Origin of the sequence: Pseudonocardia petroleophila, assembly GCF_014235185.1 — a bacterium.
In the GTDB taxonomy this organism is placed as follows: Bacteria; Actinomycetota; Actinomycetes; order Mycobacteriales; family Pseudonocardiaceae; genus Pseudonocardia; species Pseudonocardia petroleophila.
This window is the reverse complement of sequence record NZ_CP060131.1, coordinates 6,226,260-6,252,262: the sequence shown is the minus strand read 5'-3', so window position 1 is coordinate 6,252,262 and position 26,003 is coordinate 6,226,260. Positions and strand designations below refer to the sequence as shown.

General features: G+C 73.7%; 23 protein-coding genes. 14 read left to right on the top strand and 9 right to left on the bottom strand.

What is annotated here, in order from left to right:
* Positions 1-19: 19 nt before the first annotated feature.
* Both H6H00_RS30560 and H6H00_RS30555 read right to left on the bottom strand, forming a co-directional pair.
* Positions 20-613, bottom strand: a complete 594-nt coding sequence (locus H6H00_RS30560; RefSeq protein ID WP_185719077.1) for a trimeric intracellular cation channel family protein — start codon at positions 611-613, stop codon at positions 20-22.
* Between the two features lie 21 nt (positions 614-634).
* Complete coding sequence (locus H6H00_RS30555) at positions 635-1,384, bottom strand: helical backbone metal receptor (protein ID WP_185719076.1); 750 nt, start codon at positions 1,382-1,384, stop codon at positions 635-637.
* Positions 1,385-1,518: 134 nt separating this feature from the next.
* Between H6H00_RS30555 and H6H00_RS30550 the strand changes: the two genes are divergently transcribed.
* The 5 genes from H6H00_RS30550 to H6H00_RS30530 all read left to right on the top strand — a co-directional run bounded on the left by H6H00_RS30550 (position 1,519) and on the right by H6H00_RS30530 (position 7,420).
* Positions 1,519-1,854: a bifunctional 3-phenylpropionate/cinnamic acid dioxygenase ferredoxin subunit gene (locus tag H6H00_RS30550; protein ID WP_185719075.1), complete on the top strand. Its 336-nt coding sequence runs from the start codon at positions 1,519-1,521 to the stop codon at positions 1,852-1,854.
* Positions 1,851-4,223 (top strand): GcvT family protein, encoded by a 2,373-nt coding sequence (locus H6H00_RS30545; protein WP_185719074.1) that lies wholly within the window; start codon positions 1,851-1,853, stop codon positions 4,221-4,223. Before H6H00_RS30550 ends, H6H00_RS30545 begins: the two co-directional genes overlap by 4 nt.
* The gene (gene solA / locus H6H00_RS30540) at positions 4,220-5,344 is read left to right on the top strand and encodes an N-methyl-L-tryptophan oxidase (RefSeq protein ID WP_185719073.1); all 1,125 of its coding nucleotides are present in this window, start codon (positions 4,220-4,222) and stop codon (positions 5,342-5,344) included. The genes H6H00_RS30545 and solA overlap by 4 nt, the downstream gene beginning before the upstream one ends.
* Positions 5,341-6,441: an aromatic ring-hydroxylating oxygenase subunit alpha gene (locus H6H00_RS30535; RefSeq protein WP_185719072.1), complete on the top strand. Its 1,101-nt coding sequence runs from the start codon at positions 5,341-5,343 to the stop codon at positions 6,439-6,441. The genes solA and H6H00_RS30535 overlap by 4 nt, the downstream gene beginning before the upstream one ends.
* A 202-nt stretch (positions 6,442-6,643) precedes the next feature.
* A complete protein-coding gene (locus H6H00_RS30530; RefSeq protein WP_185719071.1) occupies positions 6,644-7,420 on the top strand; it encodes an endonuclease domain-containing protein in 777 nt (258 codons plus the stop codon).
* A 50-nt stretch (positions 7,421-7,470) separates the two neighbouring features.
* Here H6H00_RS30530 and H6H00_RS30525 read toward each other — a convergent pair whose 3' ends face one another.
* Positions 7,471-8,247, bottom strand: coding sequence for an IclR family transcriptional regulator (locus H6H00_RS30525; RefSeq protein WP_185719070.1), 777 nt, complete (start codon positions 8,245-8,247; stop codon positions 7,471-7,473).
* Positions 8,248-8,315: 68 nt separating this feature from the next.
* Here H6H00_RS30525 and H6H00_RS30520 point away from each other — a divergent pair, with 68 nt between their 5' ends.
* The 5 genes from H6H00_RS30520 (at position 8,316) to H6H00_RS30500 (ending at position 15,242) form a co-directional block, all read left to right on the top strand.
* Positions 8,316-9,797, top strand: a complete 1,482-nt coding sequence (locus tag H6H00_RS30520) for an aldehyde dehydrogenase family protein (RefSeq protein ID WP_185719069.1) — start codon at positions 8,316-8,318, stop codon at positions 9,795-9,797.
* Positions 9,794-11,317 carry an APC family permease gene (locus tag H6H00_RS30515; protein ID WP_185719068.1) on the top strand — a complete coding sequence of 508 codons (1,524 nt, stop codon included), beginning with the start codon at positions 9,794-9,796 and terminating at the stop codon, positions 11,315-11,317. The genes H6H00_RS30520 and H6H00_RS30515 overlap by 4 nt, the downstream gene beginning before the upstream one ends.
* Positions 11,314-12,861 carry a GMC family oxidoreductase gene (locus tag H6H00_RS30510; RefSeq protein WP_185719067.1) on the top strand — a complete coding sequence of 516 codons (1,548 nt, stop codon included), beginning with the start codon at positions 11,314-11,316 and terminating at the stop codon, positions 12,859-12,861. Before H6H00_RS30515 ends, H6H00_RS30510 begins: the two co-directional genes overlap by 4 nt.
* Positions 12,854-13,291: a DUF6992 family protein gene (locus H6H00_RS30505; protein ID WP_185719066.1), complete on the top strand. Its 438-nt coding sequence runs from the start codon at positions 12,854-12,856 to the stop codon at positions 13,289-13,291. Before H6H00_RS30510 ends, H6H00_RS30505 begins: the two co-directional genes overlap by 8 nt.
* A 133-nt stretch (positions 13,292-13,424) precedes the next feature.
* The gene (locus tag H6H00_RS30500) at positions 13,425-15,242 is read left to right on the top strand and encodes a putative nucleotidyltransferase substrate binding domain-containing protein (RefSeq protein ID WP_185719065.1); all 1,818 of its coding nucleotides are present in this window, start codon (positions 13,425-13,427) and stop codon (positions 15,240-15,242) included.
* Here the strand turns inward: H6H00_RS30500 and H6H00_RS30495 are convergent.
* Positions 15,145-15,717: a MarR family winged helix-turn-helix transcriptional regulator gene (locus H6H00_RS30495; RefSeq protein ID WP_255425454.1), complete on the bottom strand. Its 573-nt coding sequence runs from the start codon at positions 15,715-15,717 to the stop codon at positions 15,145-15,147. The genes H6H00_RS30500 and H6H00_RS30495 overlap by 98 nt on opposite strands.
* A gap of 99 nt (positions 15,718-15,816) precedes the next feature.
* On the opposite strand from H6H00_RS30495, the gene H6H00_RS30490 reads away from it, so the two are divergent.
* Genes H6H00_RS30490 through H6H00_RS30480 form a run of 3 tightly spaced genes read left to right on the top strand, consistent with a single transcriptional unit; the run spans position 15,817 to position 18,406 of the window.
* Entirely contained in the window at positions 15,817-16,455 is a 639-nt protein-coding gene (locus H6H00_RS30490; protein ID WP_185719064.1) for an FMN-dependent NADH-azoreductase, read from the top strand.
* 22 nt (positions 16,456-16,477) lie between these two features.
* Complete coding sequence (locus H6H00_RS30485; protein WP_185719063.1) at positions 16,478-17,158, top strand: GNAT family N-acetyltransferase; 681 nt, start codon at positions 16,478-16,480, stop codon at positions 17,156-17,158.
* 30 nt (positions 17,159-17,188) lie between these two features.
* Positions 17,189-18,406 carry an MFS transporter gene (locus H6H00_RS30480; protein WP_185719062.1) on the top strand — a complete coding sequence of 406 codons (1,218 nt, stop codon included), beginning with the start codon at positions 17,189-17,191 and terminating at the stop codon, positions 18,404-18,406.
* Positions 18,407-18,457: 51 nt separating this feature from the next.
* On the opposite strand, the gene icmF is transcribed toward H6H00_RS30480, so the two are convergent.
* Together icmF and H6H00_RS30470 are read right to left on the bottom strand one after the other, a co-directional pair.
* Positions 18,458-21,661, bottom strand: a complete 3,204-nt coding sequence (gene icmF / locus H6H00_RS30475) for a fused isobutyryl-CoA mutase/GTPase IcmF (RefSeq protein ID WP_185719061.1) — start codon at positions 21,659-21,661, stop codon at positions 18,458-18,460.
* 118 nt (positions 21,662-21,779) lie between these two features.
* On the bottom strand, positions 21,780-22,028 hold the full coding sequence (locus H6H00_RS30470; RefSeq protein ID WP_185719060.1) for a hypothetical protein: 249 nt from the start codon (positions 22,026-22,028) through the stop codon (positions 21,780-21,782).
* Between the two features lie 64 nt (positions 22,029-22,092).
* Here H6H00_RS30470 and H6H00_RS30465 point away from each other — a divergent pair, with 64 nt between their 5' ends.
* Complete coding sequence (locus H6H00_RS30465) at positions 22,093-22,824, top strand: maleylpyruvate isomerase family mycothiol-dependent enzyme (RefSeq protein ID WP_185719059.1); 732 nt, start codon at positions 22,093-22,095, stop codon at positions 22,822-22,824.
* Positions 22,825-22,828: 4 nt separating this feature from the next.
* On the opposite strand, the gene H6H00_RS30460 is transcribed toward H6H00_RS30465, so the two are convergent.
* Genes H6H00_RS30460 through H6H00_RS30450 form a run of 3 tightly spaced genes read right to left on the bottom strand, consistent with a single transcriptional unit; the run spans position 22,829 to position 25,936 of the window.
* Complete coding sequence (locus tag H6H00_RS30460; RefSeq protein ID WP_255425453.1) at positions 22,829-23,338, bottom strand: GNAT family N-acetyltransferase; 510 nt, start codon at positions 23,336-23,338, stop codon at positions 22,829-22,831.
* Positions 23,335-24,969, bottom strand: coding sequence for an alkaline phosphatase D family protein (locus tag H6H00_RS30455; RefSeq protein WP_185719058.1), 1,635 nt, complete (start codon positions 24,967-24,969; stop codon positions 23,335-23,337). The genes H6H00_RS30460 and H6H00_RS30455 overlap by 4 nt, the downstream gene beginning before the upstream one ends.
* 4 nt (positions 24,970-24,973) lie before the next feature.
* Positions 24,974-25,936, bottom strand: coding sequence for an ROK family protein (locus H6H00_RS30450; protein ID WP_185719057.1), 963 nt, complete (start codon positions 25,934-25,936; stop codon positions 24,974-24,976).
* Positions 25,937-26,003: the final 67 nt, after the last annotated feature.

Genomic DNA, 26,003 nt, shown 5'->3' with positions numbered 1-26,003 from the left:
CCGTCGCGGGGGGCGGGGGCTAGGGGGCCGGCACGTTCCAGCGCCGCCACAGGGCGAGCACCCGCAGCCCCGCCACCAGCCCCGCCGCGGCGAGCGTGACCGGGAGCTGGGGGAGCCCGACGGCGTCACCGGCGACGACGACCACCGCGCCGGCCGCGGCCGCGAGGGCGTAGATCTCGCGGCACAGGACCGTCGGGACCTCGTTGAGCAGCACGTCGCGCAGCACGCCCCCGCCGATCCCGGTGATCACCCCGACCAGCGCGGAGGTGATCGCCGGGGCGCCGGTGCCCAGCGCCACCGCGGTGCCGGTGGTGACGAACAGGGCGAGCCCGAGTGCGTCGGCGAGCTGCACCCCGCGGCGTAGCCGCGCCACCGCCGGGTGCCAGCGCGACACCAGCAGCGCGACGACGGCCGGCACGACGAGGTAGGGCCACTGGCGCAGCGTCGAGGGCGGGGTGATGCCGAGCAGGACGTCACGGACGATCCCTCCGCCGAGGGCCGTGACGGCGGCGAGGACGACGACCCCGAACACGTCCAGCCGCGCGTGCACCGCCGCCAGGGCACCCGATGCGGCGAACACGGCGACGCCGAGGAGGTCGAGGACGACGAGCACGGGGCCAGGGTAGAGCGGCGGCTACCCGGCCAACGCCGCCGGCAGCACCCGGGCGGCCTCGGTCAGGCTCGGGCCGTACCAGGTCAGCAGCCGGCCACTGACCAGCGCGGACGGGACGTCCGGGAACGCCTCCGGCCCGTCGTCGGCGGTGAACAGGTAGGGCTCGTCGGGGAGCACCGCGAGGTCGTGCGGGGGGAGCGCGGCCGGGTCGAACCTCGGGTACCGCTCCGGGTCCTCAGCCAGCACGTTGTCGACGCCGAGCCGGGCGAGCAGCGCTCCGGTGAACGTGTCGGACCCGACCGCCATCCACGGCTTGCGCCAGATCGGGATCACGGCGCGCCGCCGCCGCGCCGGGACGGGCACCGCCGCCCACGCCCCCTCCGCCTCGTCGAGCCAGGCGGGGCGGTCCAGCCGGCAGGCGGCGAGCATGCGGGCGAGCGAGCCGAAGGCGTCGTCCAGGGTGCGGATGTCGGTCACGTACACCGGCACGCCCGCGGCGCGCAGCGCGTCGAGGTCGGGGACGCGGTTCTCCTCCTGGTTGGCCACGACGAGGTCGGGCCGCAGCGCGACGATCGCGTCGACGTCCGGGTTCTTCGTGCCCCGGATCCGGGCGGCGTCGAGGTCCCCGGGGTGGGTGCACCAGTCGGTGACGCCGACGAGCAGGCCGGGTGCGGTCGCGGCCACGGCCTCCGTCAGCGAGGGGACGATCGACACCACCCGTCCCACGGTGTCCGGTACGTCCACGTCGTTCCCGAGGTCATCCACAGCCACTCGGGTGAGCCTACGGCCGGAGCGCGTGACGAGCGCGTTTCCGGTCGCCCGGGCCCCTTGACAGCGGGCCGGGTGCCCAGCGACCGTTGTTGCGCCAGGTGCACCCCGTTCCGTACTGCGCTTCCGGAGCCCCCATGATCTACGTCTGCGCCCTCGCCGACCTCCAGCCCGGCACGGCCCGCCGCCTGCCCCTCACCCCGCCCGTCTCGGTGTTCCACACGACCGACGGCGAGCTCTACGCCATCGACGACACCTGCACCCACCAGGACGCCTCGCTGGCCGACGGCTGGCTGGAGGGCTGCGAGGTCGAGTGCCCGCTGCACGCGGCGATCTTCGACCTGCGCACCGGTGAGCCCGACGGCCTGCTCGCGCGCCGCCCCGTGCGCACCCACCAGGTCGTGATCGACGCCGACGAGGTCTACGTCCTCGTCGCGGCCGACGCCGCCGCCCAGCTCGACGTCGCCTCGTGAGCCCGCGCGTCGTCGTCATCGGCGCCGGTGTCGTGGGCGCCGCCGTCGCCGACGAGCTGACCGCACTGGGCTGGACCGACGTCACCGTCCTCGACCGCGGCGAGCTGCCGCTGCCCGGCGGCTCGTCGTCGCACGCTCCCGGCCTGGTGTTCCAGACCAACCCGTCGAGGACGATGGCGGGCTTCGCGCGCTACACCGTCGAGAAGATGACGGAGCTAGGCGCGTTCACCCCGGTCGGCGGCCTGGAGATCGCCACCACCCCGGAGCGCCTGCTCGACCTGCGCCGCCGCCACGGCCTCGCGCAGAGCTGGGGGATCGACTCCCGCCTGGTCGACGCCGACGAGTGCGCCGCGCTGCACCCGCTGCTGCCCGCGGGGAACGTGCTCGGCGGCTTCCACACCCCCACCGACGGCCTGGCGAACGCGCCCGGCGCCGTCGCCGCACAGCTCGCCCGCGCCGCCGACCGGGGTGCGCGCGTCCTCGGCGGGCACCGGGTGCTGGAGATCCTCACCGAGCACGGCCGCGTCACCGGCGTCCGCACCGACAAGGGCGACGTCCCGGCCGACCGCGTCGTGTCCTGCACCGGCTTCTGGGGTCCGCAGACGGGTGCGCTCGTCGACCTGGCGATCCCGCTGCTGCCGATGGCGCACCAGTACGCCACCACGACGCCGCTGCCCGAGCTGGCCGGCGCGACGTCCGAGGCGAGCGCGGTGATCCTGCGCCACCAGGACCGCGACCTCTACTTCCGCGAGCACACCGACCGCATCGGCATCGGCTCCTACGCCCACCGCCCGATACCCGTCGACCTGGGCGACCTGCCGACCGAGACATCGCCCGCCCACCCGATGCCCAGCAAGCTCCACTTCACCGTCGAGGACTTCGCCCCCTCCTGGGACGACGCCCGCGCGCTCCTGCCGTCGCTCACCGAGGTCGAGCACGGCTTCAACGGCATCTTCTCCTTCACCGCCGACGGGATGCCGCTGATCGGTGAGCACCCCGCGGTGCAGGGCTTCTGGGTGGCCGAGGCCGTCTGGGTGACGCACTCGTGCGGCGTCGCGCGGGCCGTCGCGCGCTGGATCGTCGGGGGGGAACCGGGCGTCGACCTGCACGAGGCCGACCTCGCCCGCTTCGAGGAGCCGCAGCTCGCCCCCTCCTACGTGCGGACGCGCAGCATGCAGAGCTTCGTCGAGGTCTACGACGTCATCCACCCGCTCGAACCCCCGGTGCGGCCGCGGCCGCTGCGGGTCAGCCCGTTCCACGCCCGCCAGGTCGAGCTCGGCGCCGTGTTCACCGAGGGCGCGGGCTGGGAGCGGCCGCTGTGGTTCGCCGCGAACGCCGACCTGCCCGAGGTGGGGCGGGTCCCCGGGCGCGGCGAGTGGGCGTCGCGGTTCTGGTCGCCGATCGCCGGCGCCGAGGCGCTGGTGACGCGCGAGCGCGTCGCGATGTACGACATGACCCCGCTCAAGCGCCTGGAGGTCTCCGGCCCCGGCGCGCTGGACCTCCTCGACGGCCTGACGACGAACGACCTGCGCAAGAAGCCGGGTGCGGTCACCTACACGCTGCTGCTCGACGGGAACGGCGGCGTCCGCAGCGACCTCACCGTCGCCCGGCTGGGGGAGCAGCGCTTCCAGGTCGGCTGCAACTCGAACCTCGACCTCGACGTGCTCACGCGCGCGGCGGGCCCCGACGTGCAGGTCCGGGACATCACCGGCGGCACCTGCTGCATCGGGCTGTGGGGTCCGAGGGCGCGCGACGTGCTGGCCTCCCTCACCACCGACGACGTCTCGCACACCGGCTTCGGCTACTTCCGCGCCCGGCGCATCCACGTCGGCGAGGTGCCGGTCACCGCGCTGCGGCTGTCCTACGTGGGCGAGCTGGGCTGGGAGCTGTACTGCGGCGCCGAGCTGGGGCTGCGGCTGTGGGACCTGCTGTGGGCGGCCGGGCAGGAGCACGGCGTCATCGCGGCGGGGCGCAGCGCGTTCAACTCGCTGCGGCTGGAGAAGGGCTACCGCTCCGCGGGCACCGACATGACCACCGAGCACGACCCGTACGAGGCCGGCCTGGCGTTCGCGGTGAAGCCGCGGGCCGACGTCGTGCCGCAGCGCAGGCTCGTCCCGCTGCTCCTCGACGACCCGGCGCACGTCGTCATGGGCAGGGAGCCGGTCTTCCACGCCGGGGAGTGCGCCGGCTACGTCACCAGCGCGGCCTACGGCTACACGATCGACGCCTCCATCGCCTACGCCTGGCTGCCCGCCGCGGCGGCGTCGCCGGGCACGCCGGTGCAGATCGAGTACTTCGGCGAGCGCCTCGCGGCGGTGGTGGCCGCCGAGCCCCTGTTCGACCCCGAGATGAAGCGGATCCGGTCATGAGCTCCCCGTACGACGTCATCGTGGTCGGCCTCGGTGGGATGGGCTCGGCCACCGTCCGCCACCTCGCCGCGCGGGGGGTGCGGGTGCTCGGGCTGGAGCAGTTCACCCCGGCGCACGACCGCGGCTCCAGCCACGGCGGCTCGCGGGTGATCCGCCAGTCCTACTTCGAGGATCCGGCCTACGTCCCGCTGCTGCTGCGCGCCTACGAGCTGTGGGAGGAGGCGGAGAAGGACGCGTCGGTCGACCTCCTCACGCTGACCGGCGGCCTCTACCTCGGCCCGGAACGGAGCACGACGTTCGCCGGGAGCCTGCGCGCCGCGCAGGAGTGGGACCTGCCGCACGAGGTCCTCGACGCGCGGGCCGTGCGCGAGCGGTTCCCGACGATCACCCCCGCCGCGGGCGAGGTGGCCGTGTACGAGGAGCGCGCCGGCTTCGTCCGCCCGGAGGCGACGGTCGCCGCGCACCTCGACCTCGCCGCCCGCGACGGCGCCGACCTGCGGTTCGGGCTGCAGGTCCGCGACGTCGTCGAGACCGGCGACGGCGTCACCGTCCGCACCTCGGACGGCACGTTCACCGCCGGGCACGTCGTCGTCAGCCCGGGTGCGTGGGCGCCCTCGCTGCTGCGCGACCTCGGCCTGCCGCTGCGCGTCGAGCGCCAGGTGCAGTACTGGTTCGCGCCCCCGGGCGGGGTGGAGCCGTTCGTCGACAACCCGGTGTACGTCTCCGAACAGGCCGGGGGAGCGCAGATCTACGGCTTCCCCGCGATCGACGGGCCGCGCGGCGGGGTGAAGGTCGCGTTCTTCCGCCGCGGCACCGACGCCGACCCCGACGCGCTCGACCGCGTCGTCACCGACGCCGAGGTCGACGAGATGCGCGCCCGCGTCGCCGACACGCTCCCGAGCCTGGTCGGGCCGCTGGTGAAGGCCGTGCCGTGCATGTACACGACCACGCCCGACGAGCACTTCGTGATCCGCCGCCGCGACCGCGTCACGGTCGCCTGCGGGTTCTCCGGGCACGGCTTCAAGTTCGTGCCGGTGATCGGGGAGATCTGCGCCGACCTCGCGACGACCGGCACCACCGCCCACCCGATCGGACTCTTCGACTCGGAGCGCCTCACGTGACCGCCGTCCAGCCCTCGCTGATCACGACGCTCCCCGGCTCTGCTTACACCGACGCATCGCTGTTCTCCCTGGAGCAGGAGCGGATCTTCGAGCAGACCTGGACCTGCGTCGCGCTCGCTGCCGACCTCACCGGCCCCGGCGCGTTCCGGACCGTCACCGTCGGCCGCGAGTCGGTGGTGCTCGTCCGCGGCCGCGACGGGGTGGTCCGCGGGTTCCTCAACGTCTGCCGCCACCGCGGCGCGGCGCTGTGCACCGAGGAGTCCGGGCAGCTGCGGCGCAACCTGCAGTGCCCGTACCACGCCTGGACCTACTCGCTGTCCGGCGAGCTGATCGCCGCCCCGAACCTCACCACGATGCCCGACGTCGACCGCGCCGAGTACGGCCTGCACGTCGTCCACCTGCGGGAGTGGCTCGGCTACGTGTGGATCTGCCTCGCGGCCGACCCCCCGTCGTTCGCCGACGACGTGATCGGCGAGGTGGTGACGCGGCTGGGCGACGTCGACTCGATCGACCGCTACGACGTCGGCTCGCTCGTGCTCGGCCGCCGCATCCGCTACGACGTGGCGTCGAACTGGAAGCTCATCGTCGAGAACTTCATGGAGTGCTACCACTGCGCCACGATCCACCCGGAGCTGACCGAGGTGCTCCCGGAGTTCGCCGACGGCTTCGCCGCGCAGTACTTCGTCGGCCACGGCGCGGCGTTCGCGCCCGACGCGCAGGGGTTCACCGTCGACGGCCGGGCCGGGGCGGAGCGCCTCCCCGGCATCGCCGACGACCAGGACCGCCGCTACTACGCGATCACGATCAAGCCGCAGGTGTTCGTCAACCTGGTGCCCGACCACGTGATCGTGCACCGGATGACGCCGCTCGCCGCCGACCGCACCGTCGTCGAGTGCGACTGGCTCTTCGCCCCGGGCGTCACCGAGATCGACGCGAGCGTGGAGCTGTTCCACCGCGTCAACCAGCAGGACTTCGCCGCGTGCGAGCGCACCCAGCCCGGGATGGCGAGCCGCGCGTACCGGGCCGGGGGAGTGCTGGTGCCCAGCGAGCACCACATCGGCGAGTTCCACCGCTGGGTCAGCGACCGCCTCGCGTGAGATGACGGTCAGCGTCGTCCGACCGTGATCGAACAGTGCTGACCGTCATCTCACGGCGGGTTGTCGCGAAACGCCACGGGACGTGGGGGTGGTTCGCGATGCTCCCCGGGTGTCCGTGCCGGGATGGCCCGCTGTGTTCCGGGGATCCGCTGCCGTCTCGGCCGGTCTCGTCACCCCGGGTCGGTTGCGGGGGCCGCGGTTCGTGCGGCTCTTCCCGGACGTCTACGCACCCGTCGGCGACGGACCACCCGACCTGGCCCTGCGGTCGACCGGCGCGTACCTGTTCGCCCGCGGCCGCGGCGTGCTGGCGGGGTACTCCGCCGCGGAACTGCTCGATGCGTCCTGCGGCCCCGCCGACGCCCCGGTCGAGATCACGGTGCCCGGTGGCGGCGTCCACCCGTGTACCGGACTGGTCGTCCGCCGCGACCGGCTGCTCCGCAACGAGGTCGTGCGGGTGGCCGGGGTCCCGGTGACGACACCCCGGCGCACGGCGTACGACCTCGCCCGCACCCGTCCGGACCTCGTCGACGCCGTCGCCGCGGTCGACGCGCTGAGCCGGGTGGGAGGGTTCGCCCCCCGGGAGGTGCTGCGGCTGGCGGAGCGCTACCCGCGGGCCCGGGGGAGACGACGCCTCCCCCGGGTGGTGGACCTCGCCGATCCGCGGGCGGGCTCGCCGATGGAGACGCGCCTGCGGCTCCTGCTGGTGCTGCGCGGACTACCGAGGCCCGAGGTCCAGTGGGTGGTGCAGGACGAGCGTCGCCGCCGGGCCGTCTGGCTCGACCTCGCCTACCCGGAGCGGCGCATCGGCATCGAGTACGAGGGGGCCGAGCACGTCAGGCCGGAGCGCGTGCTGCGTGACATCGGACGTGGCACGGACCTGGTCGACCACGGCTGGCGCCTGTACCGCTTCACGAAGTACGAGGTCTACGGCGAGCCCGACGAGATCGTCGCGAAGATCGAGCGGGCGCTGGCCGCGTGAGATGACGTCCAGTGCTGCTGCGCGCGGGCCGAACAGCGCTCAGCGGAACCTCACGCGGCGTACCAGCCCATGCGGCGGCTGATCTCGGCCGCTCCGCGGACCAGGGGGGCCGTCAGCGTCGCCAGGCGGTCCTCGTCGAGGCGGTAGGCCGGGCCGCTCACGCTCAGGGCCGCGATGACGTTGCCGCTGCGGTCGTGCACCGGGGCGGCGACGGCGTTGAGGCCGGTCTCGTACTCCTCCAGCGCCACGGCGTAGCCGGAGGCACGGACCTTCGCGAGCTCGCTCTCCAGGGCGTCGATGGTGGCGGTGCGGGGGGTCAGCCGCTCCATGCCGGACGCGGTGAGCAGCGCGGTCCGGTGCTCGGCGGGCAGGTGGGCGAGCAGGATCTTGCCGCTGGACGTGCAGTGCAGCGGGGTGAGGCGGCCGATCCAGTTGTGCGTGGACACCGTCGACGGGCCGAGCGCCTGGTCGACGTTGACCGCCCAGTGCTCCTGGAGCACCGCGAGGTTGATCGTCTCGCCCATCTCCGACGCCAGCCGGGAGCAGACCGCGCGGCCCTGCCGGGTGACGTCGAGGCGGTCGGAGACCGCACCCGCGAGCGGGATCAGGCCGAACCCGAGGCGGTACTTGCCCCGGTCCTCGGCCTGCTCGACGAGCCCGCGGCCCTCCAGCGCACCGAGGAGGCGGAACGCGGTGGACTTGTGCACGTCGATCTCCGCGGCCACCTCGCTGACGCCCGCCTCACCGCGTCTCGCGAGGATCTCCAACACGCTGATGGCCCGATCGACGGACTGGACGCCCCCATCCCGAGCAGCAGTGTTGCCCATGGCGAAACTATAAGCACCAATCCGAACCGAGCGCTTGACGTGGCGTCGCGGGTGAGGACGATCAACGCGTGCCCAGCCTCTTCATCGACGGAAAGTGGTCCGCCGGCTCCGGCGGTACCGACGACGTGATCAACCCGTTCGACGGGAGCGTGGTCGAGACGGTCGACCTGGCGGGCCCCGACGACGTGGCGCGCGCGGTCGCCGCCGCGCGCGCCGCGTTCGACACCGGACCGTGGCGGACGACCCCGGCCCCCGAGCGGGGCGCGCTGCTGCGCCGGATCGCCGACCTGCTCGTGCGGGACAAGGAGTCCATCGCCCGCACCGAGACCCTCGACACCGGCAAGACGATCGTCGAGTCCCGCATCGACGTCGACGACGTCACGGCGGTATTCCGCTACTACGCCGACCTCGCCGACAAGGACCCCGGCCGCGTCGTCGACGTGGGGCAGGCGAACGTGCTCTCCCGCGTCGTGCACGAGCCGGTGGGCGTCTGCGTGCTCATCACGCCCTGGAACTACCCGCTGCTGCAGCTGTCCTGGAAGCTCGCGCCCGCCCTCGCCGCGGGCAACACGTGCGTGGTCAAGCCCAGCGAGGTCACGCCCCTGACCAGCGTGATCCTCGTGCAGCTGTGCGAGGAGGCCGGGGTGCCGCCCGGCGTCGTCAACATCGTCCTGGGCGACGGCCGCGACGTCGGCGCGCCGCTGACCGAGCACCGCGACGTCGACATGGTCAGCTTCACCGGCGGCCTGACGACCGGGCAGGCGATCATCCGCGCGAGCGCCGCCACCGTGAAGCGGGTCGCGGTGGAGCTGGGCGGCAAGAACCCCAACATCGTCTTCGCCGACACCCCGATCGACCTCGCCGCCGACTGGGCCCTGACGGCGGTCTTCCTGCACGCCGGGCAGGTGTGCTCGGCGGGGGCGCGGCTGATCGTCGAGGAGTCGGTGCACGACGAGCTGGTGGCCGAGATCGGGCGGCGCGCGGAGCTGATCCGGCTCGGCGGCGGGCTGGTCGAGGGCACCGAGTCCGGCCCGCTGGTCTCCGCCGCGCAGCGCGAGAAGATCGAGAAGTTCGTCGCCGACGCCCTCGCCGACGGCGCGCGGCTCGTCGCGGGCGGGAAGCGGCCCGACGAACCGGAGCTGCAGGACGGCTTCTTCTACCGGCCCACCGTGCTCGCCGACGTCAGCCGGGACTCCCGCGTGATCCGCGAGGAGACGTTCGGGCCGATCCTCACCGTCGAGACGTTCCGCACCGAGGAGGAGGCGATCGCGCTCGGCAACGACACCGAGTACGGCCTCGCGGGCGCGGTCTGGACCCAGGACATGGCGCGCGCGCACCGCGTCGCCGGGGCGCTGCGCCACGGCACGGTGTGGATCAACGACTACCACCCCTACGTCCCCGCGGCGGAGTGGGGCGGGATGAAGTCCTCCGGCAACGGGAGGGAGCTGGGACCGACCGGGCTGGCCGAGTACCAGGAGCACAAGCACATCTGGCACAACACCGCGCCGGCGCCGATGCGGTGGTTCCGAGGAGAGGAATCATCATCATGAGCACGACGGAGAACACGCCCTCCGACGACGGGATGGCCGACTTCGGCTACTCCCAGTCGCTCGACCGCAGCATCGGCAAGTTCGCCAGCTTCGCGGCCGGGATCAGCTACATCTCGATCCTCACCGGCACGTTCCAGCTGTTCTACTTCGGCTACGCGTTCGGCGGGCCGGCGTACTGGTGGAGCTGGCCGCTGGTGTTCGCCGGGCAGATCATGGTCGCGCTGTGCTTCGCCGAGCTGGCCGGGCGCTACCCGGTGGCCGGGTCGGTCTACAACTGGTCCAAGCGGCTCGCGGGCCCGACCACCGCGTGGCTGGCCGGGTGGATGATGTTCACCGCCTCGGTGGTGACGCTGACGGCCGTCGTGCTCGCCTACCAGGGCACCCTGCCGTTGATCTGGAGCGGCTTCCAGCTCGTCGGCGACGGCACCGGTGAGACCGACTTCGCCGTGTCCGCCGTGATCTGGGGCGCCGTACTGGTGGCGTTCACGACGACGATCAACGCGCTCGGCGTCAAGCTCATGGCCCGGATCAACAGCGCCGGGGTGTTCATCGAGCTGATCGCGGCCGTCCTGCTCATCGTGCTGCTCGCGGTGAACATCGTGAACCCGCCGACGGTGCTGTTCGACACCCAGGGCCTCGGCGCGGGCACCGACCTCGGGTACTTCGGCGCGTTCCTCGTCGCCGCGCTGGCCAGCGCGTACGTCATGTACGGCTTCGACACCGCCAGCTCGCTGGGTGAGGAGACCGTCGACCCGCGCCGCACCGCGCCCACCGCCATCCTCCGGGCCGTGATCGCCTCGTTCGTCATCGGCGGCCTGATCCTGCTGTTCGCGATCCTCGCCGCCCCCGACCTGACCGCCCCGGAGATCGGCTCGGTCGGCGGCCTGCAGTTCGTCGTGCTCACCGTGCTCGGCGGACCGCTCGGCATCGCCCTGCTGATCAGCGTCGTCATCGCGGTGACCGTCTGCGCGCTGGCCGTGCACACCGCCGCGATCCGGCTGATGTTCGCGATGGCCCGGGACAACGCGCTGCCCGCCGGGGCGCGCCTGGCGAAGATCGACCCGAAGCGCAAGACCCCGGTGGTGCCCGCGGTCCTGATCGGCGTGGCGTCCGTGCTCATCCTGGTGGTGAACATCGGCAGCCCGCAGATCTTCACGGCCGTCACCAGCGTCGCGATCATCATGATCTACATCGCGTACCTGCTGGTCACGGTGCCGATGCTGCGCAAGCGGCTGAAGGGGGAGTGGCCCGGCCCGAACGCGGGCAAGGACGGCTACTTCTCCCTCGGTCGCTGGGGGCTGCCGGTGAACATCGTCGCCGTGGTCTGGGGCACCGCGATGGCGATCAACCTGGCCTGGCCGCGCGAGGACGTCTACGGCGCCGGGGTGCTCAGCTTCATCGCGCCGATCTTCATCGGGGCCGTCATCCTGGTCGGGCTGGCCTGGTACCTGGCCCGCGGCCGGCACCAGACCGGCACGCTGCCCGAGCACATGGCGAAGAACCTGGAGGAGGCCCCGTGACGGACACCTACGACTACGTCGTCGTCGGCGGCGGGTCGTCGGGCTGCGCGCTCGCGGCGCGGCTGTCCGAGGACCCGGCCGTCACCGTCGCGCTGCTGGAGGCGGGGCCGTCCGACGTCGACGACCCGGCGATCCTGCGGCTCACCGACTGGATGGGGCTGCTCGACTCCGGCTACGACTGGGACTACCTCGTCGAGCCGCAGGAGCACGGCAACTCCTTCCTGCGCCACGCGCGCGCGAAGGTGCTGGGCGGGTGCTCGTCGCACAACTCGTGCATCGCGTTCTGGACCCCGCGCGAGGACCTCGACGAGTGGGCCGCGTCCGGGTGCGACGGATGGTCGGCCGACGAGTGCTGGCCGCTGATCCGGCGCCTGGAGACCAACGACGGCCCGTGGGAGGGACACGGGCGCTCCGGCCCCGTCCACCTCATGCAGATCCCGCCCGACGACCCGTGCGGCGTCGCGGTGCTGGAGGCCGCGGCCGGCGTCGGGCTGCCGACGGTGCGGTTCAACGAGGGCTCGACCGTCACCGACGGGGCGGGGTTCTTCCAGATCAACTCCTTCCCCGACGGCACGCGCGCGTCGGCGTCGGTGAGCTACCTGCACCCGATCCTCGGCACGCGGTCCAACCTGACGGTGATCACCGGGGCGTGGGCGTCCCGGGTGCTGTTCGACGGGCGCCGGGCGACGGGGGTGGAGTACCAGCAGGACATCGGGCCGGGGCGCCGCACGGTGGCGGCCCGGCGGGAGGTGGTCCTGTCGACGGGCGCGGTCGACACCCCGAAGCTGCTCATGCTGTCGGGCATCGGGCCGGGGGAGCACCTGCGGGAGTTCGGGATCGACGTGCTCGTCGACGCGCCGGGCGTCGGGGCCAACCTCGACGACCACGTCGAGGGCCTGGTCATGTGGGAGGCCGCGCGGCCGATGGTCACCCGTTCCACGCAGTGGTGGGAGATCGGGCTGTTCGCCCGCACGCAGCCCGACCTGGACCGGCCGGACCTGATGATGCACTACGGCTCGGTGCCGTTCGACCTCAACACGGTGCGCTGGGGCTACCCGACCACCGACAACGGCTTCTGCCTGACGCCGAACGTCACGCGGGGCCGCTCGCGCGGCACGGTGCGGCTGCGCAGCCGCGACTTCCGGGACCGGGCGCGCGTCGATCCGCGGTACTTCACCGACCCCGATGGCCACGACATGGCGGTGATGCTGCACGGCGTGAAGCTCGCCCGGCGGATCGCGGAGCAGCCCGCGCTCAAGGAGTGGATCACCCGGGAGCTGACGCCGGGGCCCGACGCCGTCACCGACGACGACCTCGTGGACTACATCACGAAGACCCACAACACCGTCTACCACCCGGCGTGCACGGCGAAGATGGGCCCGTCGTCGGACCCGATGGCGGTCGTGGACCCGCAGCTGCGGGTGCGGGGGGTGGAGGGGCTGCGGGTCGCCGACGCCTCGATCCTGCCGTTCCTCCCGGCGATCAACCCCAACATCACCTGCATGATGGTCGGGGAGAAGGCGGCGGATCTCCTCCGTGCCTGATCCCTGGGCCCGCCAGGACGCGCTGGCCCGGTCCACCACCGTGTGGGGTGCGGCGAGCGTCGTGGGCGGGCTGGGCCTCGCCGCGGCCCGGCGGGGGCCGTTCGCCACGGCGTTCGGGTGGCAGAACGCGGGGTGGGGCGCGGTGGACCTGGCGATCGTCGTGGTCGCCGGGCGGCTGAAGCGGCGGCGGATGGCGCGGGTGCCCGACCCGTACGCGCCGGACGTGCTGGCGGCGGAGTCCCGGACGCTGCGCCGGGTGCTGTGGATCAACGTCGGGCTCGACGCCGGCTACGTCGCGGGCGGGGCGGCGCTGTGGCGGTGGCGGCGCGGGCGGCCCGGACCGGCCGGGGCGAGTGCCGGGATCGTGGTGCAGGGCGCGTTCCTGCTGCTGCACGACGCCCACCACGCCTACTGGTCGGCCCGCCGGTGATGCGTGGAGGTGAGCAGAGCCGCTCTGCGCACACCGGCGCACCACCGCGGGCAGGTGATCGCCAGGAGTGGTCGGTGGGTGTCGCCGGTGACACGAGGGGACCACTTCCGGTGATCATGGTCGGGGCCCGCCGGTGACGGTCGGGGCGTTCCTCGGTGCCCACCCGCCCTTCGACGCCCTCGACGAGGACGAGCTCGCCGCGCTCGCGGCCGTCGCGGAGCCCGAGGAGCACCGGTCGGGCACCACGATCCTGGCGGAGGGGCTCGGCCCGCCCGCGTACGTCCGGGTGGTGCAGACGGGGGCCGTGGAGATCGTGCACGGCGGCCGCGTGCTGGACCTCCTGGGCCCGGGCGAGCTGTTCGGGCACGCCGCGATGCTCTCGGGCCTGCCGCTGGGCTTCTCCGCCGTCGCCCGCGGCGCCACCACGTGCCTGCGGCTGCCCGCGGAGTCGGTCCGCGCGCTGCTCGGGCGCCCGAGCGGGCTGCGCTACGTCGCCCGCTCGCTGCTCACGCCGCTCGGTGACGATCACGGGCCCGATCCGGCGCAGCGCCCCGTCGGCGAGCTGATCCGCGCCCCGCTGTGCACCGCGCCGCCCTCGACCACGATCCGGGAGGCGGCGCAGCGGATGACGGGCTGCGGCGCGTCGGCCGTGGTCGTCCCGCTGGTCGACGGGCGCGTCGGCATCCTCACCGACCGCGACCTGCGGGCCGTGGTCGCCGACGGCACCGACACCGGCTCCGCGCTGTCGGACGCGATGACCGCCCCCGCGTGGACCGCCGCCGCCGACCGGCTCGGCGGCGAGGTGCTGCTCGACATGCTCGACCGCGGGGTCCGGCACGTCCCGGTCCTGTCCCCGACGGGGGAGGTGCTCGGCGTGCTGGAGGACGTCGACGTCGTGGCGGCCAGCACGCGGAGCAGCTTCGGGCTGCGCGCGCGGATCGCCCGGGCCGGGTCGGTGGCCGACGTCGTCGCGGCGGCGCGGGAGCTGACACCCACGATCATCGGGCTGCACGACGCGCGCGTCGCCGCCGGGGACGTCGCGGGCATCACCGCCGTCGTCGTCGACGCCGTCACCCGCCGGCTCGTCGACCTCGCGGTGGCCGACCTGGGCGCCCCGCCCCGCCCGCTGACCTGGCTGGCGCTGGGCAGCCTCGCCCGGCGCGAGGCCGTGCCGTCCTCCGACGTCGACAGCGCGCTGGTCTGGGTCGGCCCCGAGCGCGACGCCGACGCCGCGGCCCACTCCCGCGCGCTCGCCGAGCGGGTGCTCGCCGGGCTCGCCGCCGCGGGGTTCCGGGCCGACGCGAACGGCGCGGTCGCGACCAACCCGCTGTTCGCCCGCTCCTACGAGGCGTGGGCCGCGGCGGCGCGCGGCTGGCTGCGCGACCCGACGCAGGAGAAGGCACCCATCCTCGTCTCCCTGGTCGTCGACGCCCGGCCGGTGTGGGGCGTGCGGGCGAGCCCGGCCGTCCCGGACGTCTTCCGCGACGCCCGCCGCCACCCGGACCTGCTGCGCCTGCTCGGCCGCTACGCCCTCGCGCACCGCCCGCCGACGGGGTTCCTGCGCGACTTCGTCGTGGAGCACTCGGGGCGCCACCGCGGCCGGCTCGACCTCAAGCGCGGCGGGCTCGTGCCCGTCGTCGACCTGGCGCGCTGGGCCGGCATGGCGGCCGGGGTGACGAGCGCGTCGACGCCGGCCCGGCTGCGCGCCGCGGCGGCCGCGGGCACCCTGTCGCCCGCCGCGGCGGCGACGCTGGAGGAGGCGTTCCACCTGGTGCTGGGCCTGCGGCTGGCGCACCAGGTCGAGCAGCTGCGGGCCGGGGAGGAACCGGACGACCTGGTGCGCCCGGTCGACCTCAGCGCCGTGACGCGGGCGTCGCTGCGCGAGGCGTTCCGGGCGGTGGCGTCGGTGCAGCGGCGGATCGTCGCGGAGCTCGACCTCGGGGTGCGCTGATCTCCTCCGCCCGCAGCTCCTCCGCCACCTGGCAGGGGTCGACCGGGGCGGACCCGAGCGCGATGCGGGCCAGCAGCTCGCGCAGCACGGTGCGCTCCTCGTCGGCCAGCGGGGCCAGCACGGCGTCCTCGGCGCTGCGCAGCGCCCGCTCCAGCGCGCAGAGGCGGGCGCCGCCGTCGTCGGTGATCCAGATGCGCCGGGCGCGGCGGTCGGCCGGGTCGGGGCGGCGCTCGACGAGACCGGCGGACTCCAGGTCGTCGAGCAGGTAGGTCATCACGGTGCGGTCGACGCCCAGGTGCTGGGCGAGCGCGAGCTGGCTGCCGGCCTCGCCGCGGCCGGCGGCGGCGAGGACCTGGTAGCCGCGCGGGCCGCCGGGGACCTCGGCGACGACCTCGTCGACCGCGCGCAGGTAGCTGCGCATGACCGTGCCCAGCGCCCAGCCCAGGTCGGACTCGAGGCGCGGCGGTGTGGTCACGGTCGCAGTCTACGCAGGAAGTGGGCCGCGATATTGTCTGTTGCAGCGATCGTCTGCTAGACAGAACATCGTCTGCACCACACTTCTGAGGAGAGTCCGTTGAGCCTGTTCCGCCTGGACAGCAGCATCCGCGTCGACGGTTCGGTGAGCCGGGAGGTCGCCGACGCGCTGGAGAACGCCTACGTCGAGCAGCACCCGAACGCCACCGTCACCCGTCGCGACCTGGTGGCCGACCCGCTGCCGAACGTCTGGCCGGTCGCCGCCTTCGCCGGGTTCACCCCCGAGGACCAGCGCACCGACGAGCAGCGCGCGGCGCTCGCCGTCGCCGCCGGGCTGGCCGACGAGGTGCTCCGCGCCGACGTGGTCGTCGTCGCCACCCCGCTCTACAACTTCGGCGTCCCCGCCCACCTCAAGGCGTGGATCGACCTGCTGATCACCGACCCGCGCTTCGCGCCGGGCGCGTCGCCGCTGGCCGGGCGCCCGGTCACGCTGGTCGTCGCCCGCGGCGGGGGCTACGGGGCCGGCACCCCGCGCGAGGGCTGGGACCACGCCACCCCCTACCTGGTGCGCATCCTCGCCGACGTCTGGGGCGCCGACCTCACCGTCGTCGAGGCCGAGCTGACGCTGGCCCCGGTCACCCCGGCCATGGCCGAGCTCGTCCCGCTGGCCGAGGCCTCGCACGCGCAGGCCCTCGAGCGGGCGGCGGCCGTCGGCAAGGCGCACGCCCAGGCGGCCTGATCGCCCGTGATCTGATCGGGCCATGCATCCGCTCGACACCCCGGTGCACTCCGCACTGACCGGCACGCACGCCCCGTTCGCCCGGCGCCACGGCTCGGCGCTGCGCTACCCGCCGGAGATGTCGATCTGGGCCGCGTTCCCCGACGACGCCGACGGGTGGCGCGACGCCGAGGGGTTCGGGACCGTCACCACCGCGGGTGATCCGCGGACGGCCCCGGCGGGCTGGGAGTGCACCATGCTCATCCCCGGCGTCCAGTACGACGGGTCGGGGATGGCGGTGGTGCCCGACCCGGAGGCGGTCGTGCTCGGCCCGGACGACGTCCCCGAGATGCTCGCCCTGGTGGAGCGCACCCGTCCCGGTCCGTTCCTGGAGCGCACGATCGAGATGGGCACCTACCTGGGGATCCGCGACGGCGGCGCGCTCGTCGCGATGGCGGGGGAGCGGATGCGCCCGGCCGGGTGGTCGGAGATCAGCGCGGTCTGCACCGCGCCCGAGGCGCGCGGGCGCGGGCTGGGCTCGCGGCTCGTGCGGGCGGTCGGCGCCGCGATCCGGGAGCGGGGGGACGTCCCGTTCCTGCACGCCGCCGCCGACAACGCCACCGCGCTGCGGCTCTACGAGCACCTCGGCTTCACCCTGCGGCGGACGGTGGAGTTCGCCGAGTACGCGTTCACGGCGCGGCGGAGTCGCGACTCACAGCGCTGAGGCGGCCCGGGCGACGTAGGGTCGATAGCGATGACAACGACCCTCGCCGCCACCACCGGTCACGAACGCGGGACGCCGGAGTACCGGCGCCTCGGCGCGGCGCTGTGGTTCGGCGGCATCGCCACGTTCGTGCTGGTCTACGCGGTGCAGGGGCTCCTGCCGACGCTGGCGGGCGAGTTCGGGGTGTCCTCGTCGACGTCGAGCCTCGTGCTCTCGGCGACGACCGGCACGCTCGCCCTGGCGATCGTCCCGCTGGCGTCGGTCGCGGAGTCGTGGGGCCGGGCGCGCGTGATGACGTGGGCGCTCGCCCTGTCGGCCCTGCTCGCCCTCCTCGCGCCGCTGTCGCCGACCTTCGGCGTGCTCGTCGGGATCCGGGCGCTGCAGGGTCTCGCGCTCGCGGCCCTGCCGGCGCTGCTGATGACGCACGTGACGCGGGAGGTCGCGCCGCGCTGGCTCGGCGGCGCGGTCGGGCTGCTCATCGCGGGAAACACGATCGGCGGACTGTCCGGTCGGCTGATCGCCGGGGCCGTCGCGGAGTTCGGCGGGTGGCGGGCCGGGCTCGCGGCCGTCGGGATCGTGTCGCTGGCCTGCACGGTGGCGTTCCGGGCGCTGCTGCCGCCCTCGATCGGCGTGCGGGCCGCCCCGGTGCGGCTGCGCGACCTCGGCGCCCCGCTGCGCGTGCACCTGCGCGACCCCGGCCTGCGCTGCCTGTTCGGGATCTCGTTCGCGCTGATGGGCACGTTCGTCACGGTCTACAACTTCCTGTCCTTCCGCCTGCTCGCGGCCCCCTTCCTGCTGCCGGGCGCGCTGGTCGGGCTGGTGTTCCTCGGCTACCTCGCCGGCACCGGCGCGTCGACGACGGCGGGCCGCCTGGGCGACCGCTTCGGCCGCCGCAAGGTGCTCTGGGGCACCGTGCTGGTGGCGCTGGCCGGGGCGTGGATCACCGTGCCCGACGTCCTGCCTCTGGTGCTCGTCGGCGTGCTGCTGCTGACGATCGGCTTCTTCGGCGCGCACTCGGTGGCGAGCAGCTGGGTCGGGCGCCGCTCGGTGCTGCTGCCCGGCGGCGACCCGAGCCAGGCCTCGTCGCTGTACCTGTTCGCCTACTACGCCGGCTCCAGCGTCGGCGGCCTGCTCGGCGGGGTCGCGTTCGACCTCGCCGGCTGGCTCGGGCTGGTCGGCTACGTGACGGTGCTGCTCGGGACCGCGCTGGTGCTGGCCGTGCACCTGCGCCACGTGCCCGCCCCGTAACGACACTCGTGCGCGGAGAGGAGGGCCCTGGCCCCCCTTTCCGCGCACGGGTCACATGTTGCGCCGGTACTGCCCGCCCACCTCGAAGAACGCCTCGGTGAGCTGGCCCAGCGAGCAGACCCGCGCCGCCGCCATGAGCTCGGCGAACACGTTGCCCTCGCCGGTGGCGACGTCCTGCAGCCGCCGGATCGCCTCCTGCGCCTCCGACGCGTGCCGGCCCTGGAAATCGGCGAGCCGCTCGAGCTGGCTCTCCTTCTCCGCCTCGGTGGCGCGCATCAGCTCGATCTCGACCGGGCCGGCGTCGGGGTCGTCGGGCTTGAGGAAGGTGTTGACGCCGACGAGCGGCAGCGTGCCGTCGTGCTTGCGGTGCTCGTAGAGCATCGACTCGTCCTGGATGCGGCCGCGCTGGTAGCCGGTCTCCATCGCGCCGAGCACGCCGCCGCGCTCGGAGATCCGGTCGAACTCGGCCAGGACGGCCTCCTCGACGAGGTCGGTCAGCTCGTCGACGATGTGCGAGCCCTGCAGCGGGTTCTCGTTGAGCGACAGGCCCCACTCGCGGTTGATGATCAGCTGGATCGCCATCGCGCGCCGCACCGACTCCTCGGTGGGCGTGGTGACCGCCTCGTCGTAGGCGTTGGTGTGCAGCGAGTTCGCGTTGTCGTAGAGCGCGCACAGCGCCTGCAGCGTGGTGCGGATGTCGTTGAAGTTCATCTCCTGCGCGTGCAGCGACCGCCCGGAGGTCTGCACGTGGTACTTGAGCTTCTGGCTGCGCTCGTTCGCCCCGTACTTCTCCCGCATCGCGACGGCCCAGATCCGGCGCGCGACCCGCCCGATCACGGTGTACTCCGCGTCCATGCCGTTGGAGAAGAAGAACGACAGGTTGGGGGCGAAGTCGTCGATCGACATGCCGCGGGCGAGGTAGCTCTCCACGAAGGTGAAGCCGTTGGACAGCGTGAACGCGAGCTGGCTGATGGGGTTCGCCCCGGCCTCGGCGATGTGGTAGCCGGAGATCGAGACCGAGTAGAAGTTGCGGACCTTGTGCTCGATGAACCAGGCCTGGATGTCGGCCATCATCCGCAGGCTGAACTCGGTGGAGAAGATGCAGGTGTTCTGGCCCTGGTCCTCCTTGAGGATGTCGGCCTGCACCGTGCCGCGGACGTTGGCCAGCGTGAACGCCGTGAGCTCCTCGCGCTCGGCGTCGTCGGGCTCGCGCCCCTCCTCCTCGCGGAACCGCTCCAGCGTCTGGTCGATCGCGGTGTTGAGGTAGAACGCCAGGATCGACGGCGCCGGGCCGTTGATCGTCATCGACACCGAGGTGGTCGGCGAGGTGAGGTCGAAGCCGCTGTAGAGGACCTTCATGTCCTCGAGCGTGGCGATCGAGACGCCCGAGGTGCCGACCTTGCCGTAGACGTCGGGACGGGTGTCGGGGTCGCGGCCGTAGAGGGTGACGGAGTCGAACGCCGTCGACAGCCGCTTGGCGTCGGAGTCGTCGGAGAGGATCTTGAAGCGCCGGTTGGTGCGGAACGCGTCGCCCTCACCGGCGAACATGCGGGCCGGGTCCTCGCCCTCGCGCTTGAACGGGAACACCCCGGCGGTGAACGGGAAGCGCCCCGGCAGGTTCTCGCGGCGCAGGAAGCGCAGCAGGTCGGCGTCCTCGGTGACGCTCGGCAGCGCGACCCGGCGCACCTTGTTGCCCGACAGCGTCTCGCGCGTCAGCTGCGTGCGGAGCTCCTTGTCGCGGATCGTCACGACCAGCTCGTCGCCCGAGTAGTCCTCGACGACCTGCGGCCAGGTGTCGAGCAGCTCCGCGGCGTCGGCGGGCAGGGCCTTCTCGGCCTTCGCCAGCTCCTCGTCGACGGCCTCGCCCACGAGCTCGCGCGCGGTGCGCAGGTGCTGGCGGACGCGCGCGGCGTCGACGGCCTTCTCGGTGTCGGCGTGGTAGCCCCGCACGGTCTCGGCGATCTCCGAGAGGTAGCGCGTGCGCTGCGGCGGGATCACCGACGCGTGGTCGGCGGAGGTCTTGCGGTCGGTGTGCGGCAGCCGCCCCTCGCCCGCGACCAGGCCGTTGTCGACGAGCAGCTCGCGCAGGTGCTGGTAGAGCGCGGTGACGCCGAGGTCGTTGAAGGTGGCCGCGGACGTGCCGTAGACCGGCATGTCCTCCCACGTCTTCCCGAACTCCTCGCGGTTGCGCACGAGCTGGCGCCCCACGTCGCGGCGGGCGTCCTCGGCGCCGCGGCGCTCGAACTTGTTGATCGCGACGACGTCGGCGAAGTCGAGCATGTCGATCTTCTCCAGCTGCGACGCGGCGCCGAACTCCGGCGTCATCACGTACAGCGAGCGGTCGACGAGCCCGGCGATGCCGGCGTCGCCCTGGCCGATGCCGGGGGTCTCGACGATCACCAGGTCGAACTCGGCCGCGCGCAGCACCGCGATCGCGGAGGTGAGGTGCTCGGGCAGGCTCGCGTCGGCGCCGCGGGTGGCCATCGAGCGGAAGAAGACCTGCTCGCCGCCGAGGGAGTTCATCCGGATGCGGTCGCCGAGCAGCGCACCGCCGCCCTTGCGCCGCGTCGGGTCGACGGCGAGCACGGCGATCCGGAGCTTGTCCTCCTGGTCGAGGCGGAAGCGGCGCACGATCTCGTCGGTCAGGCTCGACTTGCCGGACCCGCCGGTGCCCGTGATACCCAGGACCGGCACCGGGCGGCGCGGCTCCAGGTCGAGGTCGGCGGGGAGCTTCCCGGACTCGGCGAGGGTGAGCACGCGGGCGAGCGTGGTGTGGTCGCCGGTGCGCAGGCCGTCGAAGGAGGACGGGGGAGTGGCCGTCAGGTCGGTGTCGCACTCCCGGATCATCAGGTTGATCATCCCGGGCAGCCCGAGCTTCTGGCCGTCCTCGGGGGAGAAGATGCGGGCGACGCCGCGGCTGTGCAGCAGCTCGATCTCGGCCGGGACGATGACGCCGCCCCCGCCGCCGTAGACCTTGACGTGCCCGGCGCCGCGCTCGCGCAGCAGCTCGACGAGGTAGGAGAAGTACTCGACGTGCCCGCCCTGGTACGAGCTGATGGCGACGCCCTGCGCGTCCTCCTGGATCGCGGCGGCCACCACCTCGTCGACGGAGCGGTTGTGGCCTAGGTGGATCACCTCGGCGCCCTGCCGCTGCAGGATCCGTCGCATGATGTTGATCGCGGCGTCGTGGCCGTCGAACAGGCTGGCGGCCGTGACGAACCGGACCGGGTTCGTGGGCACGTGCAGGTCGGTCATCGCCGAGTCCTCTCGTCGGGGAGCCTTCCGGTGTTCGGGCGAACCCCGGCCGACGGATTTAGTTTGACATCCGACTATCGGACGTACAAGCGGCCCCGGGAGTGACGTGCTCCGTCGATCAGGCGACGGCCCGGCCGGCCGGCTCGTACTCTGCCAGCACCTCGGTGCCCTCCGGCCGCACGGCACGGGCGCGTCGGCGCAGCGCCTCGGCCAGCGCACCGAACGTGACCAGCACCAGGCCCGCCGCCGCGATCGACCCGACCGCCGCCTCGGGTGCGACGAGCACGAGCACGAAGGCGGCCCCCGGCCACCAGAAGAGTGCACGCAGCGGGGCAGGGACCGTCCAGTCGGGTGAATCCGGCGCCATGGTGTGCCCTTACCCCCTCCTCCCGGGATCCATGCCTGTCCGCACGGGTCGCTAGCGTGGAGACATGGATCACGCCGCCGCCCTCGTCGACCAGAACCGGTTGCTCGCCGACCTCGTCCGGGACGCGCCCGCCGACACCGCCGTCCCGACCTGCCCGGGCTGGACGCTGCAGCAGCTGGTCCGGCACGTGGGGCGCGGCGACCGGTGGGCCGCGACGATCGTGCGCACCGGGGCGTTCGTCGACCCGCGGGAGGTGGCGGGCGGCAAGCCCGGCGACGACGTCGTCGGCTGGCTGCACGAGAGCCCCCGCACGCTCCTCGACGCCGTCGACGGGACCGGCCCCGACGTGCCGGTCTGGACGTTCCTCGGCCCGCGCCCCGCCGCGTGGTGGATCCGGCGGCGGCTGCACGAGTCGACGGTGCACCGGGCCGACGCGGCGCTGGCCCTGGGCGTGCCCTACGACATCGAGCCGGAGCTGGCCGCCGACGGCCTGTCGGAGTGGATCGCGCTGCTGGCGGAGCGCTCCGACGGCGGGGACCCGCCGCTGGCCGCGGGGACCGTGCTGCACCTGCACGCCACCGACGACGGGCTGGGCGAGGCGGGGGAGTGGCTGGTCCGCGGCACCGACGGCGGTGGCGTCGAGTGGGAGCACGGGCACGGCAAGGGCGCGGCGGCCGTCCGCGGGACCGCGGCCGACCTGCTGCTCGCCGTCACCCGCCGGGTCCCGGCCTCGCGCGTCGAGGTGCTCGGCGACGCCGCGGTGCTCGACACGTGGCTGGAGCGCACCAGCTTCTGAGGCCTCAGACCAGGTCGTCGGGCAGCAGGTCCATCAGCAGGCCGTCGTGCCAGCTGCCGTCGAGGCGGCGCTCGTAGTCGCGCATGACGCCGATCGGTCGGAACCCGACGCGGGTGTAGCTGCGGATCGCGCGCTCGTTGTGGGCGGCCGGGTCGATGACGATGCGGTGGTGGCCGCGGACCTCGAACAGGAACCGGGCCATCGTGCGCATCGCGTCGGCGCCGAGGCCCTGCCCGTGGGCGTCGGGGTGCAGGGCGAGGTCGAGGCCGGCGTGGCGGTGGTCGGCGTCGTCCTCCTCGTAGTAGATGATCAGCCCGACGACGTCGCCGTGCAGCTCCACCGCGTAGCCCTGCGGGCCGAGCAGCTCGCGCCGCACGCGCTCCAGGTCGTAGCCGCCCCACCACTTCGCCACCTCGGGGTGGGAGAGCACCTCCAGGAACCGCGGCACGTGGGCGGCCGTGGTGGGCCGCAGGACGACGGTCTGGCCGGCGATGGCCGAGGGGGGCGGTGTCACGTGGCGACCTCCACGGGAGCGGGTGCGGTGAGCTCGAGACGGGCGCGCTCGGCGAGCGAGGCGGGCGACGTGGGCTGCTCGAAGATCACCTCGGCCGTGCGGTCGGTGATGTCGAGCGTGGCGATGGTGTTGCCGAACAGCGGGCCGGCCAGGCGTTCCCAGTCGACGGTCTTGGCCGGGGCGCCCGCCCGCTCGGACCAGCGCTCGGTGAGCCGGCGGGTGAACCGCGACCAGCCGAGCCGGAAGCCCGGCTTCACGAACCACTCGACGTGGTTGTGCACCGGCGAGCACGTGAGCTGGTGGACGGCGGCGGGCGGTGCCGACTCGAGGTCGGCCCGGGCGGCGTAGCTGTGGTGGACGTCGCCGGAGAGGACGTTCACCGACGCCACCCCGCTCCGCGCGGCGCGCTCGATCATCCGGGTCAGCCGGTCGAAGGACTCGCGGAACGCCGCCCAGTGCTCCAGGTCGGCCCCCTGGCGGATCGACTCCCCGAGCCGCCCGCGCCATCCCGGCTTCGCCGCCGCGATCTCGTTGACCGTCTGCAGCTCGCCGATCGCGTGCGGCAGCAGCCACGGCAGCGACGTGCCGAGCACCAGGTGGTCGACGGAGCCGGGGGCGTGCACCGCGGCCTCGACCCAGTCGAACTCGGGATCGCCCAGCATCAGGTGCTGGCCGTCCTCGAGGATCCGCCCGTTCCGGGAGTCGATCATGATGAACCGGCTGCGGCCCAGGTCCCAGCGGAAGCTGAAGCGCACGCCCTTCGCACCGTCGGTCTCGGCGTCGGCGCGGTCGGCCAGCTCGGCGAGCTGCGGCCACGTGTCGCCCTCGGCGCCGAGGATGCGCGCGGCGTCGGAGTCGGCGGCGAGCTCCTCGGGCGGCAGGTTGCCGATGTGCTGGAACACCCAGTACGACGCCAGGCCCGCGCGGATCCGGTGCTCCCACCAGCTGGTCGCGCGCATCTCGTCGCGCCAGGCCTTCGAGGTGTTCCAGTCGTCGCGCACGTCGTGGTCGTCGAAGATCATCGCGGTGGGCACCGTGGAGAGCAGCCAGCGGATCTCCGGGTCGGACCAGGCGTCGCGGTAGAGGCCGACGTACTCGCCGAAGTCGACGATCTCGTCGTCGGGCCAGTCGGGGTGGTTGTCGCGGCGGCCGGCGATGCGGCGGCGGATCCGCGGGGTCAGCTCGTCGGCGTAGACCTGGTCGCCGAGCAGCAGCAGCGCGTCGGGCCACTCCGCGGGATCGCGGTGCACCATCCGCGTGGCGTACGCGTCGAGCGCGTCGATGCCGAGCTTCGCGGCGAGCTTCGGATCGGCCACCTTCGCGTACCGGCAGGAGCCGAAGATGATCCGGTTCGACCCGTCGGAGTCCGGGCCGCGCGTGCGGATCAGGCTGGCCGGGAACGGCGTGCTGGCCAGCGGCCACACCTGCTCGCCGTCGAGGTGCACCTCGTAGGGGGTGCGGCTGTCCGGTGTCAGCCCGGTGACGCCGACCAGCGCGAAGTGGTGGCCCTGCACCTCGAACGTGCGGGCCTCGCAGCCCAGTACGCGCACGGTGGCGGGCTCGTCGGTCTGCACCCAGACCTGTGCGGTGGTCTCGCCGACGTGCCGCAGGACGGGTCCGAGAACGAGCATGGACTCACCCTACCGAGGTACGGCCCTCGTCGAGGGCGAGCAGCGCGGCGCCGACCATCCCGGCGTCGCCGCCGAACGTCGCCGCGACGATCGGCGCGGTCGCCCGGGCCTCCCGGGCGTAGGCGAACTCGCGGGCGGCGCGCCGCGCCGGGGCCAGCAGCAGGTCGCCGGTGCTGACGAGCCCGCCGCCGACGACGACCACCTCCAGCTCGAAGATGTTGGCCAGCGAGGCGATGCCGACACCGAGCCAGCGGCCCAGCCGCCCGAACAGGTCCAGGGCGGTCGGGTCGCCCTGCCCGGCCGCAGCCGTCACCGTCTGGCCGGTGACCTCGCCCCGCTCCGCCCCGAGCCGCGCGATCAGCCCGTCGGGGTCGTCGGCGGCGGCCTCGCGACCCATCCGGGTGAGCGCCGTGCCGGACGCGTAGGCCTCGAAGCAGCCGTGGTTGCCGCAGCCGCAGACGGGGCCGTCGGGGTTGAGGACGATGTGGCCCAGCTCGGCGCCGCGCCCGGTCGGGCCCCGGTAGATCCGCCCGTCCTGCACCAGCCCGCCGCCGATCCCGGTGCCGACGGTGATCAGCACGAGGTGGCGGTAGGGGCGCGGGCCCAGCCGCGCCTCCGCGAGCGCGGCGACGTTGGCGTCGTTGTCGATGACGGCGGGCAGCCCGGTGGCGGCCTCCAGCTGCTCGCGCACCGGCCAGTCGCGGTAGGCGTTGTTCGGCGCCCACAGCATCCGCCCCTGCGGCCACTCCACGATCCCGGCCGCGCCGACCCCGATCGCCGCCACGTCGTCGTGCTTCGCGCGCAGCCGTTCGACGATGTCCAGCAGCACCGCGAGCACCGCCTCGGCGTCGGAGTCCTCCGGTGTGGGCTCCACGAGCTCGGTCAGTACGGTGCCGTCGGCGTCCACGACACCGCCCGCGATCTTGGTGCCTCCGACGTCCAGCCCGATCGCCCGCTGTCTGCTCACACCGGAATGATGGCACCGCCGGTGTTTCGCCCGACCCAGGATGGGGAACTGCCCGACATGCTCCTTC